At 71.8% G+C, this 13,314-nt stretch carries 11 protein-coding genes; 3 read left to right on the top strand and 8 right to left on the bottom strand.

Annotated features, from left to right (window positions below):
• Nucleotides 1–60: 60 nt before the first annotated feature.
• Complete coding sequence (locus B6R96_RS21660; protein ID WP_030387002.1) at nucleotides 61–1,086, bottom strand: glycosyltransferase family 2 protein; 1,026 nt, start codon at nucleotides 1,084–1,086, stop codon at nucleotides 61–63.
• Nucleotides 1,087–1,252: 166 nt separating this feature from the next.
• Between B6R96_RS21660 and B6R96_RS21655 the strand changes: the two genes are divergently transcribed.
• Nucleotides 1,253–2,758 carry an LCP family protein gene (locus B6R96_RS21655; RefSeq protein ID WP_081523321.1) on the top strand — a complete coding sequence of 502 codons (1,506 nt, stop codon included), beginning with the start codon at nucleotides 1,253–1,255 and terminating at the stop codon, nucleotides 2,756–2,758.
• A gap of 42 nt (nucleotides 2,759–2,800) precedes the next feature.
• On the opposite strand, the gene B6R96_RS21650 is transcribed toward B6R96_RS21655, so the two are convergent.
• Nucleotides 2,801–3,337: an acyl-CoA thioesterase gene (locus B6R96_RS21650; protein WP_052875169.1), complete on the bottom strand. Its 537-nt coding sequence runs from the start codon at nucleotides 3,335–3,337 to the stop codon at nucleotides 2,801–2,803.
• Nucleotides 3,338–3,443: 106 nt separating this feature from the next.
• Here B6R96_RS21650 and B6R96_RS21645 point away from each other — a divergent pair, with 106 nt between their 5' ends.
• A complete protein-coding gene (locus tag B6R96_RS21645; RefSeq protein ID WP_081523320.1) occupies nucleotides 3,444–4,763 on the top strand; it encodes an LCP family protein in 1,320 nt (439 codons plus the stop codon).
• An 87-nt stretch (nucleotides 4,764–4,850) separates the two neighbouring features.
• On the opposite strand, the gene B6R96_RS21640 is transcribed toward B6R96_RS21645, so the two are convergent.
• Nucleotides 4,851–5,933 (bottom strand): sugar phosphate nucleotidyltransferase, encoded by a 1,083-nt coding sequence (locus tag B6R96_RS21640; protein WP_081523318.1) that lies wholly within the window; start codon nucleotides 5,931–5,933, stop codon nucleotides 4,851–4,853.
• A 368-nt stretch (nucleotides 5,934–6,301) separates the two neighbouring features.
• Nucleotides 6,302–7,459: an acyl-CoA dehydrogenase family protein gene (locus B6R96_RS21635; RefSeq protein ID WP_030387007.1), complete on the bottom strand. Its 1,158-nt coding sequence runs from the start codon at nucleotides 7,457–7,459 to the stop codon at nucleotides 6,302–6,304.
• A 194-nt stretch (nucleotides 7,460–7,653) separates the two neighbouring features.
• Between B6R96_RS21635 and B6R96_RS21630 the strand changes: the two genes are divergently transcribed.
• Nucleotides 7,654–8,997: a UDP-glucose dehydrogenase family protein gene (locus B6R96_RS21630; RefSeq protein WP_053169914.1), complete on the top strand. Its 1,344-nt coding sequence runs from the start codon at nucleotides 7,654–7,656 to the stop codon at nucleotides 8,995–8,997.
• Between the two features lie 90 nt (nucleotides 8,998–9,087).
• Here B6R96_RS21630 and B6R96_RS21625 read toward each other — a convergent pair whose 3' ends face one another.
• The 4 genes from B6R96_RS21625 to B6R96_RS21610 all read right to left on the bottom strand — a co-directional run bounded on the left by B6R96_RS21625 (nucleotide 9,088) and on the right by B6R96_RS21610 (nucleotide 13,148).
• The gene (locus B6R96_RS21625; protein ID WP_030387009.1) at nucleotides 9,088–10,155 is read right to left on the bottom strand and encodes a membrane dipeptidase; all 1,068 of its coding nucleotides are present in this window, start codon (nucleotides 10,153–10,155) and stop codon (nucleotides 9,088–9,090) included.
• Between the two features lie 142 nt (nucleotides 10,156–10,297).
• A complete protein-coding gene (locus B6R96_RS21620; protein ID WP_081523316.1) occupies nucleotides 10,298–11,479 on the bottom strand; it encodes a dipeptidase in 1,182 nt (393 codons plus the stop codon).
• Nucleotides 11,476–12,012 (bottom strand): 5-(carboxyamino)imidazole ribonucleotide mutase, encoded by a 537-nt coding sequence (gene purE / locus B6R96_RS21615; protein WP_030387011.1) that lies wholly within the window; start codon nucleotides 12,010–12,012, stop codon nucleotides 11,476–11,478. Before purE ends, B6R96_RS21620 begins: the two co-directional genes overlap by 4 nt.
• Nucleotides 12,009–13,148 carry a 5-(carboxyamino)imidazole ribonucleotide synthase gene (locus B6R96_RS21610; protein ID WP_081523314.1) on the bottom strand — a complete coding sequence of 380 codons (1,140 nt, stop codon included), beginning with the start codon at nucleotides 13,146–13,148 and terminating at the stop codon, nucleotides 12,009–12,011. Before B6R96_RS21610 ends, purE begins: the two co-directional genes overlap by 4 nt.
• Between the last annotated feature and the right edge of the window lie 166 nt (nucleotides 13,149–13,314).

Below are 13,314 nucleotides of genomic sequence, written 5' to 3'. Positions count from 1 at the left end.
TCCGGGCCCCTTCCGCATGCGCGGGACCGCGGTCCGGGACCGATGTCCCGGACTGCTGTCTCAGACCTGCGAGGAATCCCGGTGCACGGCCGGGCGGCGGCTCGCGATGACCTTGTTCGCCAGCGCCCTCGGGCTGGTGAGGAAGCCGAAGCCCCAGCTCAGGTGCATGGTCGCCAGGGCGACGGGGATCTGCGCGCGGGCCTTGATCCCGAGCCCCTTGCCGGCCGGGACCGAACCCGCCGCGATCGCCGCGAAGTAGCCGGCCGGGACGGCGAAGCCGAGGGGGGTGACGGCCACGCCCACGACCACACCCGCGGCGATCGCGCAGACGAGGGTCGGCGGGGCCAGGTAGCGCAGGTTGATGGAGCCCGAGTGGTAGCGGGCCACCACGTGCCGCCAGCGCCCGTAGTCCTTGTACTGCTTGGCCAGGGCCCGTACGGAGCGCCGCGGGCGGTACTGGACCATCAGCTCAGGCGAGAACCAGATCAGGCCGCCGGCTTCGCGGATGCGGAAGTTCAGCTCCCAGTCCTGGGCGCGGATGAACTCCTCGTTGTATCCGCCCTGCTGTTCCAGCGCCTCGCGGCGGAAGACGCCGAGGTAGACGGTCTCGGCCGGGCCGGCCTGGCCGCCGGTGTGGAACGGGGCGTTGCCGACACCGATCTTCGAGGTCATCGCCGCGGCGACGGCCTCCTCCCAGGCGTTCTGGCCCTCGGCGTGCATGATGCCGCCGACGTTCTGGGCGCCGGTCTCCTCCAGGAGGCGGACGGCGGTGGCGATGTAGTTCGGCGAGAGCATGCCGTGGCCGTCGACGCGTACCACGATCGGGTGACGCGAGGCCTTGATGGCGGCGTTGAGCGCCGCCGGGGTCCGGCCGGTGGGATTCGGGACGGTGTGGACTCGGGGATCCTCGGCGACGAGTTCGGCGGCGATCTCGTCCGTGCGGTCCGTGGACGGCCCGAGTGCGATCACCACCTCCATCTCGCCCGCATACTCCTGTTCGAGGATGTGGCGGACGGAATCGCGGAGGTAGTGCTCCTCATCGAGCACCGGCATGATCACCGAGACTGCGGGCTGCTGGGCGGGCATGTGGTCCTTCAAGGTCGGGTATCGGTGTCACGTTACCGCGTACGGGGGAACCGGGTGCGCGCCGAGCGACCGGTACGGACAGCGGCTGATCGTATGGGCCTACTGTCTGTCGCATCAGCTGAATCCCGCCGGTGTCCCGACCGGTCCCCCTGCTGCCCCCGCGGAGGTGTCCACCGTGCCCCAGCCGCACCGTCCCGCCCGTCCCGCCGGGCCGCCCCAGCCGCAGCGTGCCCGGCGCGGCGGACGCGGCGGTCCCGCCCGGCACCGGGACGGACGACCCCGGTGGGGGGTACGGATCGCGGCCGGGCTCTCGGTGGCGGTACTGGGCTCGGGGGCCGTCGGACATGCCGTGATGACCGGCCTGGACACCGGCATCGAGCGGGTGGACCCGTTCAAGGACATGAAGAACCGCCCCCAGGCCGGACACGGTCTCAACTTCCTGCTGGTGGGCACCGACGGGCGGGAGAAGATCTCCCCGGAGGAGAAGCGCGAGTACCGCCTGGGCGGGGCGCCCTGCCACTGCACGGACACGATCATGCTGGTGCACCTGTCGGCGGACAAGGAACGGGCCAGTGTGGTCAGCCTGCCCCGCGACAGCTACGCCGAAGTGCCCGCGCACCGGGACCTCGTCAGCGGAAAGGCGCACAAGGCCCACCCCGTTCGGCTGAACGCGGCCTACGCGGAGGGCGGGCCCAACCTGACCGTGCGGACCGTGGAGAACATGACGCGGGTGAAGATCGACCACTACCTGGAGGTCGACTTCACCAGCTTCATGAAGACGGTCGACGCGATGGGCGGCGTGGAGATCTGCACCGCCAAGACCATGCGCGACCGCAACACCGGCCTCGACCTGCTGCCCGGCAGCCACCGCCTCAGCGGCGGACAGGCCCTGCAGTACGTGCGGTCGCGCCATATCGACGGGGCCTCCGACCTCGGCCGGATGCAGCGCCAGCAGCGTTTCATCGCCGCCCTGATCAAGCAGGCGACCGGGGGCGGAGTGCTGCTGAACCCGGTGAAGTTCAAGGAGGTCAGCTCCACCCTCCTCGGGTCGGTCCGGGCCGACAAGGACTTCGGCTCGGAGCAGATGCTGGCCCTCGGCCAGGCGATGCGCGACTTCACCCCGTCCTCGTCGGAGTTCGCCTCGGTGCCCATCGGCAGCCCCTCCTTCCCCGTGAAGGGCATCGGCTCCACGGTGAAGTGGGACGAGCCGAAGGCGGCCAAGCTGTTCGAGGCGCTGCGCGAGGACCGGCCGCTGGCCCCGGCCCGGCCCGGGAGGACCGGCGGCGGCCCGCCGGCGGCCGTGCCGGTGGACGTGCCCCCGCGCCAGGTCCGCGTCCAGGTGGAGAACGGCACCCGGATCGACGGGATGGGCGGCCGGGTGGACGCCGCGCTGCGCGCCACCGGCTTCGACACCACCCGGGCCCCGGGCAATGGCGCCAGCCGCGAGGTCAAGCGCACGGTGATCACCTACGACCCGCGCTGGGACCGCTCCGCCCGCTCGGTGGCGACGGCGCTGCCGGGCAGCGAGCTGCGGGCCGTGGCGGGCCAGGGCCGGACGGTGGTGGTGATCGCGGGCGCGGACTACCGCAAGGTGGTGCCGGTGCGCGCCGAGGACCCGTACCAGGGCACCTTCGGCGTGGTCACCGGCGACCAGGTGGTCTGCGGGAAGTGAGCGGGCGCGGCCGGCCGGGGGCGCGGCCGGCCGGGGGCGGCGTCAGTCGTCGAAGCCCTGGGCCGACCGCTCCTCGCGCAGCGCCATGATGGCCTGGCGGCGGGCGAGCCGGTGGGTGCGGCGGATCTGCGCCTCCTGGTAGCGGCGCTCGTCCTGTTCCGTCTCCGGGAGGACCGGCGGGACCTCGCGGGGCTTGCCGTCGGCGTCCACCGCGGCGAAGACGAGGTAGGCGCTGCCGACCTGGGTGGCGGGGGTGGACTCGTTCCACCGCTCCGCGAGGACCCGTACGCCGATCTCCATGGAGGAGCGGCCGGTCCAATTGCACTGGGCCTTCACGTGGACGAGGTCGCCCACGCGCACCGGCGCGAGGAAGGCCATCTCGTCCATGGAGGCGGTGACCGCCGGGCCGCCGGAGTGGCGGCCGGCCACGGCGCCCGCCGCGTCGTCCACCAGCTTCATGATCACGCCGCCGTGCACCGTCCCGAGGAGGTTGGTGTCGTTGGCGGTCATGATGTGGCTGAGGGTCGTCCGGGAGGCTGCGGTGGGCTTCCCGGGCAGCTCGCCCGGTATCTGTGTCATACGGACACCTTAGTTGGGCCGGGGAGGCATCGACTCTGCAACAGCAGCGGAACGGAATGCCGACCGGGCTGTCGGACCACCCACCCGGGCAGGCATTCTTGGGCCCATGAATGACTGGCCAGAAGGTCGTGACGACGCGTACGGGCGCGGCAGCGCGCAGCCGCAGCCCGAGGGCGTGCAGCGGATGCGGCACATCCAGCGGCAGCAGCAGCCGCAGCAACCGCCGCGGCCCCCGCAGCCGCCGCGCCCGCAGCGGCCGGCGGGCCCGCCGCCGGCGTACGGCGTCCCCCCGCAGCAGGCGGGGAGCCACGACACGTACGACGGCTACGACAGCGGCTACAACACCGGCCAGGTCTACGGTTCGCCCGCGGGCGGGCCTCCGGGCGGGCCGACGGGCCCCGATGGGCCGTCCGGGCCCGGCCGCCCCGGTCGGGCGCCCGGCCCCGCGCCGGACTGGCGCAAGCGGATCAAGGTCGGCGGGATCGTACTGGTCTCCGCGCTCCTTGTGACGTCCGTCTCCACCTACTTCTGGGCCGACTCCAAGGTGCGCCGCGAGGTGGACCTCTCCAAGGTCATCGAGCGCCCGAAGGAGGGCGACTGCACGACGTACCTGATCGTGGGCTCCGACAGCCGCGAGGGCATGTCCGATGAGGAGAAGAAGAAGCTGCACACCGGCTCGGCCGAGGGCAAGCGGACCGACTCCATGATGATCCTGGCGAAGTGCTCCAGCGGGAACACCATGATCTCGCTGCCCCGTGACTCGGACGTGGAGATCCCCACCTTCGTCGGCTCGCAGTCCGGCAAGAAGTTCGCCGGCCAGGGGCGCCGGGTCAAGCTCAACGCGGCGTACGCGGAGGACGGGCCCGAGCTGCTGGTGCGGACGGTGGAGCACAACACCGGCCTGCGCATCGACCACTACGCGGAGATCGGCTTCGCCGGCTTCGCGAACATCGTGGACGCGCTGGGCGGGGTGGAGCTCGACATCGAGGAGGGCTTCAAGGACGAGAAGTCGGGCGCCGACTTCAAGGCCGGCAAGCAGACCCTCAACGGCGAGCAGTCGCTGGCCTTCGTACGGACCCGGTACGCCTTCGCCGAGTCCGACCTCCAGCGCACCAAGAACCAGCAGAAGTTCCTGTCGGCGCTGGCCAGCCAGGCCGCGACCCCCTCGACGATCCTCAACCCGTTCTCGCTCTACCCGATGCTGGGCGCGGGCCTGGACACGCTCATCGTGGACAAGGACATGGGCCTGTACGACATGGGCCAGATGTTCTTCGCGATGAAGGGCGTCAACGGCGGTGACGGCGTGTCGATGAACATGCCGATCTCCGGTCAGCGCGGCGGCAACCTCGTCTGGGACAAGGCGAAGGTGCAGCAGCTGGTGAAGCAGATCCAGAACGACGAGAAGGTCACCGTCCGCGGCAACTGACGGCGGGCAGGGAGCGCGGCCGGGCCGGCCGTGCTCCCACCCGGACCGGGACCCGGACCGGGACCCGGACCGGGATCGCGTCCGGGGTCAGGCGTCCGGGGAGAAGCGGATGGCGGCGGCGGGGAGCTGTGCCTCGCACCACACGCGGGCGCCGGCGCGCAGTTCGTTGTCCGCTCCCACGGCCGCGCCGTCGCCGACGACCGTGCCGTCGAGCACGGTCCGCGCGCCCACCGAGGCGCGGGCGCCGATGAGACTGGCGTTCACCTGGGCGTCGGGACCGATGACGGCGTCCTCGAGGACGATCGAGCCCTGGACGACCGCTCCGGCCCCGATCCGGGCCCCGGCACCCACCACGGTGCCCCCGGAGAGCTTGGCGCCGGCCGCCACCTCGGCGCCGGGCAGGACCAGGGACTCGCCGCGGCGTCCGGGGACGGCCGGGGAGGGGACCACTCCGCGTACGAGGTCGGCGGAGGCCTGGATGATCGATTCGGGCTTGCCGAGGTCCATCCAGTAGGTGTTCTCGGTGACGCCGTGCAGCTTGGCCCCCGCGGCGAGCAGGCCGGGGAAGGTCTCGCGCTCCACGGAGACCGGGCGGCCGGCCGGGATGGAGTCGATCACGCTGCGGCGGAAGACGTAGCAGCCGGCGTTGATCTGGTCGGTGATGATCTCCTCGGGGGTCTGCGGCTTCTCGGTGAAGGCCAGCACCCGCCCCTCGGAGTCGGTGGGGACCAGGCCGAAGGCGCGCGGGTCGTCGACCCGCACCAGGTGCAGGGAGACGTCGGCGTCGGCCGCCTCGTGGGACTCGACCAGGCCGGCGATGTCGAGGCCGGTGAGGATGTCGCCGTTGAAGACGAGGACGGAGGAGTCCGGGCCGCCGGTCAGGCGCCGACCCGCGTTGCGGATGGCTCCGCCGGTGCCCAGCGGCTCGTCCTCGACCACGTACTCCAGGCTGAGGCCGAAGTCGGATCCGTCGCCGAAGTAGGGCTCGAAGACCTCGGCGAGGTAGCAGGTGGCCATCACGATGTGCGTGACGCCGGCGGCGGCGGCCCTGGCTATCTGGTGGGCGAGGAACGGCACGCCGGCCGTGGGAACCATCGGCTTGGGCGTGTTCACCGTCACGGGTCGCAGGCGCGTCCCTTGTCCGCCGACCAGCAGGATCGCTTCCGTCATTGCGTTCTCCCCAACCGATTCCGGCGTACGAAGGTCCAAATTTAGCCCATCCGGAGAGCGCTCCAGGGCCGGAGCCGGATGGGGGGTGGCCGGGTGCGCGCCATCGGGCACAGCACTGCACATGTCATGAAATGACCGGGTAGTGGCCGGGTCGTTCGATCCGCCGTGCGGCGAACGGGGGTGCCCGGCCGGGTAGTTGCCGGCCGGGCCGCGACGGGCGCCGGCCGCCGCGGACGGCGTGTACCGGGAGAAACCCGGCACCCGGCATCCGGCACCCGGCCGGAGGGGCCCCGTACGTGCGCGAACGTCCCCCGGCACGGCCGGGGGACGTTCGCCTCACCTCGGGTCGAACAGCGCGGCGGGCGCCGTTACGGCAGGTTGCGGGCCATGACGATCCGCTGGACCTGGTTGGTGCCCTCGTAGATCTGGGTGATCTTGGCGTCGCGCATCATGCGCTCCACCGGGTAGTCACGGGTGTAGCCGTAACCGCCGAGGAGCTGGACGGCGTCCGTGGTGACCTCCATGGCCACGTCGGAGGCGAAGCACTTGGCCGCGGCACCGAAGAAGGTCAGGTCGCCGTCGACGCGCTCCGACTTGGCGGCGGCCGAGTACGTGAGCTGGCGGGCGGCCTCGATCTTCATGGCCATGTCGGCGAGCATGAACTGCACGCCCTGGAAGTCGCCGATCGGCTTGCCGAACTGCTTGCGCTCCTGGACGTAGCCCTTGGCGTAGTCCAGGGCGCCCTGGGCGATGCCGAGCGCCTGGGCCGCGATGGTGATGCGGGTGTGGTCCAGGGTCTTCATCGCGGTGGCGAAGCCGGTGCCCTCGGCGCCGATCATGCGGTCGGCCGGGATCCGGACGTTGTCGAGGTAGACCTCGCGCGTCGGGGAGCCCTTGATGCCGAGCTTCTTCTCCGGGGCGCCGAAGGAGACGCCCTCGTCGGACTTCTCGACGACGAAGGCGCTGATGCCCTTGGAGCGCTTCTCCGGGTCGGTGACGGCCATGACCGTGTAGTACTCGGAGACGCCCGCGTTGGTGATCCAGCGCTTGACGCCGTTGAGCACCCAGAAGTCCCCGTCGCGCACGGCGCGGGTCTTCATGCCGGCGGCGTCGGAGCCCGCGTCCGGCTCGGAGAGCGCGTACGAGAACATCGCGTCGCCCTTGGCGAGGGGGCCCAGGTACTTGGCCTTGAGCTCCTCGGAGCCGGAGAGGATCACCGGGAGCGAGCCGAGCTTGTTCACGGCCGGGATGAGGGAGGAGGAGGCGCAGACACGGGCCACCTCCTCGATCACGATCACGGTCGCAAGGGCGTCGGCGCCCGCGCCGCCGTAGGTCTCGGGCACGTGGACGGCGTGCAGGTCGCTCGCGACCAGGGCGTCCAGGGCCTCCTGCGGGAAGCGGGACTCCTCGTCGACCGCGGCTGCGAACGGCAGGATCTTCGCCTCGGCGAGCGAGCGGACCGACTCGCGGAGCATGTCGTGCTCCTCGGCCGGGCGGTACAGGTCGAAGTCGGCAGAACCCGCCAAGATCTCTCACTCCCCAGGGTGATGCGTGATGCTAACTACCGTTAAGTAACCCAAGCTTAGTGGGCCGGTCACGGATGGCGATATGGACGGCCCACGTGAGATGGGTGACAGAGGTGGCCTCCTGGGGAAGGTCCCCGCTGGTGGGCCCGACTATGCTCAGTGGCCGCAAACGGCCCCGCACCTCTGGAGCACCCATGGCCCCCCTCAGGATCACTGTGATCGGCACCGGCTACCTCGGCGCGACCCACGCCGCGGCGATGGCGGAGCTGGGCTTCGAGGTGCTGGGGCTGGACGTGGTGCCGGAGAAGATCGAGCTGCTCGCCTCCGGCCGGGTGCCCATGTACGAGCCCGGGCTGGAAGAGCTGCTGGCCAAGCACGTGGCCGGGCTGCCGGGCTCGACCGGCCGGCTGCGGTTCACCACCTCCTTCGAGGAGGTCGGGGAATTCGGCGACGTCCACTTCGTCTGCGTGAACACTCCGCAGAAGCACGGCGAGTACGCGTGCGACATGTCCTACGTCGACTCCGCGATGGCCTCCCTGGCCCCGCACCTGACCCGGCCGGTGCTGGTCGTCGGCAAGTCCACGGTCCCGGTGGGCTCGGCGCAGCGGCTGGCGGCGAAGCTCACCGAGCTGTCCCCGGCGGGCGCGGACGTGGAGCTGGCCTGGAACCCGGAGTTCCTGCGGGAGGGCTTCGCCGTGCAGGACACCCTGCACCCCGACCGGATCGTGATCGGCGTCCAGGGCGAGCGCGGCGAGAAGCTGCTGCGGGAGGTGTACGAGACGCCGATGTCCGAGGGGACCCCGCTGGTCGTCACCGACTTCCCGACGGCCGAGCTGGTCAAGACCGCCGCCAACTCCTTCCTCGCCACCAAGATCTCCTTCATCAACGCGATGGCGGAGGTGTGCGAGGCCGCCGGCGGCGACGTGGTCAAGCTGGCCGAGGCCATCGGCTACGACGAGCGGATCGGCGCGAAGTTCCTGCGCGCCGGGATCGGCTTCGGCGGCGGCTGCCTGCCGAAGGACATCCGGGCCTTCATGGCACGCGCCGGCGAGCTGGGCGCCGACCAGGCGCTGACCTTCCTGCGCGAGGTCGACTCCATCAACATGCGGCGCCGCGGGCACATGGTCGAGCTGGCCCGGGAGGCCGTGGGCGGTTCGTTCCTCGGCAAGCGGGTCGCCGTGCTCGGCGCCACCTTCAAGCCGGACTCGGACGACGTCCGCGACTCCCCCGCGCTGAACGTGGCCGGGCAGATCCACCTCCAGGGCGGCCAGGTCACCGTCTACGACCCCAAGGGCATGGACAACGCCCGGCGCGTCTTCCCGACCCTCGGCTACGCGGACTCCGCGCTGGCGGCGGCCCGGGGCGCGGAGGTCGTCCTGCACCTCACCGAGTGGCGCGAGTTCCGCGACCTCGACCCGGCGGAGCTGGCCGCCGTGGTCACCGACCGCCTCGTCCTGGACGGCCGCAACGCGCTGGACCCGGTGCGGTGGCGTGCCGCGGGCTGGACCTACCGGGCGATGGGCCGCCCGCGCGCCTAGCCCTCGGGCCGGGCGGGAGTGCGGCGCCGTTGCCGGGGCACGGCCCCTGCCCCGCGCCTCAATCGCCGGCGGGGCTGTTCTCGGCGGGGCCTAGCGGCGGTGGCCGGCGGCGCGGGCGGTGAATTCCGCGTCGCGGACCACGCGCAAGGCGTTGCCCCAGGTCAGCAGGGCCACCTCGGACTCCGGCCAGCCGCGCTCCAGCAGCTCCGCGATCAGCCGCGGATAGCCGGAGGGATCGGTCAGCCCCGTCGGGCGGGGGTGGCCCGGTCCGGTGCCGAAGCTGGCGCCGAGTCCGACGCCGTGCGGGCCCGCGATCGCCCGTACGTGGTCGAGGTGGTCCGCCACCGCGTGCAGGGAGTCCCCCGTGCGCGCCGTGTCGAAGGTGACCATCGCGAGCCCGTTCGCCTCCCGCAGCGCGGCCAGGACCTCGTCGGTCACGTTGCCCGGATGCGGGTTCAGCGAGGCCGCCGCCGTGTTCGAGATGATCACCGGCGCCTTGGAGGCACCCGCGATCCGGCAGGCCACCGCCGGCGGGCAGTCCGTGAGGTCCAGCAGGATCGCCAGCCGGTTCGCCTCGCGGACCACCTCGTGCCCGAAGGCCGTCAGCTCCTCCTGGGCCCAGGGCGCTCCCGCCGGCGCGAGGACCCGTACGCCCAGCGCGTGGAAGGCGCGCAGCGCACCCAGGGAGTCGGTCAGCGTGCGGCCCGGCACGGGGCCCAGGAACGAGGCGATGCGGCCTCGGTTGCGGGCGTCCGCCATGTCGTCGGCGCTGAGCGCCAGGCACAGGCTGTCGGGGTAGCGGCGCATCAGGGTCAGCGCCGTGTCGATCTGGTCCAGCGTGTCGGAGAGCACCTGCTCACCGGCGGCGTTCTCGTGCGCCCGCGCCGACGGCACGAGCAGGGACCAGAACTGGGCCCCCACTCCCCCGGTGCGCAGCCGCGGGATGTCGGTGTCCACGCCCGTGTCCGAGGTTTCGATGTCGTGGTACGGGCGCTGGTGCAGGGTCCAGACCAGGGTGTTGCAACCGTCGGCCACGGGATGGACGGCCAGCAGCGCGACGGCCCGGTCGAGGGCGCCCGCCGCCACCGCTACCGCGGGTGCGGGGAGGTCTTCGGCTCCGATGCCCACGGAGTGGGGTTCATCCTGCAGGTCGGCCATGGCGTTCGCTCCGGTCTCGGCGGCAGCAGGGAGAGGTGGTGCCACCGTGACACGCGGGACGGCAGGGCCGCCCGGCGGACGCAGCGTTCGAGTGAACCCGCAGGTCACACCCTGTTACCGCATCCGCCGGGCACCGCGTCCGCTACCGGATCACCGCATTCGACGGGCCCCGGGACGACGACAGGTCCCGCGCCACCGACTCCGCGTCGCGCAGCACCCGTACCGCGTTGGACCAGGTCAGCTTCGCCAGGTCGGCACGGGACCAGCCGCGCGTGAGCAGCTCGGCCACCAGGTTGGGGTAGCCCGCCACGTCGTCCAGGCCGGACGGGGTGAAGGCCGTGCCGTCGTAGTCGCCGCCGATGCCGATGTGGTCGATGCCGGCCACCTCGCGCATGTGGTCCAGGTGGTCGGCCACCGTCGCGGCCGTGGCCACCGGGCGCGGGCGCTCCGCCTCGAAGGCCCGGTGCAGGGCCATCGCCTCGGGGGTGGTGTCCAGGTGGTGGAAACCGTGCGCCCGCAGGTTCTCGTCCGCGGCCAGGGTCCACTCGACCGCGGCCGGGAGGATGAACTTCGGCACGAAGGTGGCCCTCGCCACCCCGCCGTTGCCCGGCAGCGTCGCCAGCACGTCGTCGGGGATGTTGCGCGGGTGGTCGCAGACCGCCCGCGCCGAGGAGTGCGAGAAGACCACGGGCGCGGCCGAGACCGCGATCGCGTCGCGCATCGTCGTCGCGGCGACGTGCGAGAGGTCCACCAGCATGCCCACGCGGTTCATCTCGCGCACGACCTCGCGGCCGAAGTCGGTCAGACCGCCGTGCCGGGGCTCGTCGGTCGCCGAGTCCGCCCAGTCGATCGTGTCGTTGTGCGTGAGCGTCATGTACCGCACGCCCAGCCGGTGCAGGGCGCGCAGGGTGGCGAGCGAGTTGTTGATGGAGTGGCCGCCCTCGGCACCCATCAGCGAGGCGATCCGGCCGTCGGCGCGGGCCGCCTCCATGTCGTCCGCCGTCAGTGCCCGCACCAGGTCGCCCGGATAACGGTCGATCAGCTGGGCGACGATGTCGATCTGCTCCAGGGTGGCGCTGACCGCCTCGTCGCCGGCGTAGTCGGAGCGCACGTAGACCGACCAGAACTGCGCGCCGACCCCGCCGGCGCGCAGCCGGGGGATGTCGGTGTGCAGGTGGGCGGACTGGTCGCCCGCGATGTCGCGTTGCGCCAGGTCGTAGCGCACCTGCTGACGCAGCGCCCAGGGCAGGTCGTTGTGGCCGTCCACGACGGGGTGCTCGGCCAGCAGCTCGCGCGCCTCGTCCAGACGCTGCGCCGCGCTCACTTGCCGAACCCGAAGGATTCCGCGTTCGCGACCTTCGTCCGCAGCCGCTTGCCCTTCTCGGTGGCCTGGTCGTTCAGCTCCTGCTGGAAGTCGCGCATCCGGGCCAGCAGCTCGGTGTCGTGCGCGGCCAGCATCCGTACGGCCAGCAGCCCCGCGTTGCGCGCCCCGGCGACGGAGACGGTGGCGACGGGAACCCCGGCGGGCATCTGGACGATCGACATCAGCGAGTCCATGCCGTCGAGGTACTTCAGCGGCACCGGCACGCCGATGACCGGCAGCGGGGTGACCGAGGCGAGCATGCCGGGCAGGTGGGCGGCTCCGCCCGCGCCCGCGATGATCGCCTTCAGCCCGCGGTCGGCGGCCCGCTCCCCGTACGTGATCATCTCGCGCGGCATCCGGTGGGCGGAGACGACGTCGACCTCGTAGGGGATCTCGAACTCGTCCAGGGCCTGGGCGGCCGCCTCCATGACGGGCCAGTCCGAGTCGGAGCCCATGACGATGCCGATGACGGGGCCTGCGGAGGTGGTGCTCATGCGGTGATCGTTCCCCTGAGGTAGCCGGCTGCGTGGCGTGCGCGTTCCAGCACATCGTCCAGATCGTCGCCGTAGGTGTTGACGTGGCCGACCTTGCGGCCGTGTTTCACGTCCTTGCCGTACATGTGGATCTTCAGCTGGGGGTCGTGGGCCATGCAGTGCAGGTACGCCGCGTACATGTCGGGGTAGTCCCCGCCCAGCACGTTCGCCATGACCGTCCACCGGGCGCGGGGGCGCGGGTCGCCGAGCGGGAGGTCCAGGACCGCCCGTACGTGGTTGGCGAACTGGGAGGTGACGGCGCCGTCCTGGGTCCAGTGGCCGCTGTTGTGCGGGCGCATCGCCAGCTCGTTGACCAGGATCCGGCCGTCGGTGGTCTCGAACAGCTCCACGGCCAGGTGGCCGGTCACGTCGAGTTCCTTGGCGATGCGCAGGGCGAGGGCCTGGGCCTCGCCCGCGAGGGCCTCCGAGAGGTTCGGGGCCGGGGCGATCACCGTGTCGCAGACCCCGTCCACCTGGACGGACTCCACGACGGGATAGGCGACCGCCTGTCCGTGCGGGGAGCGGACGATGTTGGCCGCGAGTTCGCGGACGTAATCGACCTTCTCCTCCGCGAGGACGGGGACGCCCGCCTTGAAGGGGGCTGCCGCGTCCTCGGGGGTGCGGACGAACCACACCCCCTTGCCGTCGTACCCGCCCCGCACGGTCTTGAGGATGACGGGGAACCCGCCCACCTCGTCCGCGAAGGCGGTCACGTCGTCCGGATCGCTCACGATCCGGTGCCGGGGGCTGGGCACGCCGATCTCGTCGAGCTTGGCGCGCATCACCCCCTTGTCCTGGGCGTGCACCAAAGCATCGGGCCCCGGGCGGACGGGGATGCCGTCCGCTTCCAGGGCCCGCAAGTGCTCCATGGGTACATGCTCGTGGTCGAAGGTGATCACGTCACAGCCGTGCGCGAAGGCGCGCAACGTCTCCAGATCGCGATAGTCGCCGATGACGACATCGCTCACGACCTGGGCCGCAGAGTCCTGCGGGCTGTCACTGAGGAGCTTGAATCTGATGCCGAGGGGGATACCCGCCTCGTGGGTCATGCGGGCGAGCTGACCGCCGCCGACCATGCCGACTACCGGGAACGTCACTCCTCCAGGGTATCCGCCGGTATTCGGCCACCGGGACCCGCCCGGGCGCGGCCCCGGCTCGATCCGTACGTGTGCCGTGCGTCGCACGGTGCCGGAAGGCACAGACGGAGCGCTGGGGGGAGACTTAGAGTGGTTGGGTTGACGGAGAACACCGGACGCCCCGTAA

Source organism: Streptomyces sp. Sge12, assembly GCF_002080455.1.
Classification (GTDB): Bacteria; Actinomycetota; Actinomycetes; order Streptomycetales; family Streptomycetaceae; genus Streptomyces.
The sequence above is the reverse complement of the archived record's forward strand: the minus strand, read 5'-3'. Positions and strand labels throughout refer to the sequence as shown.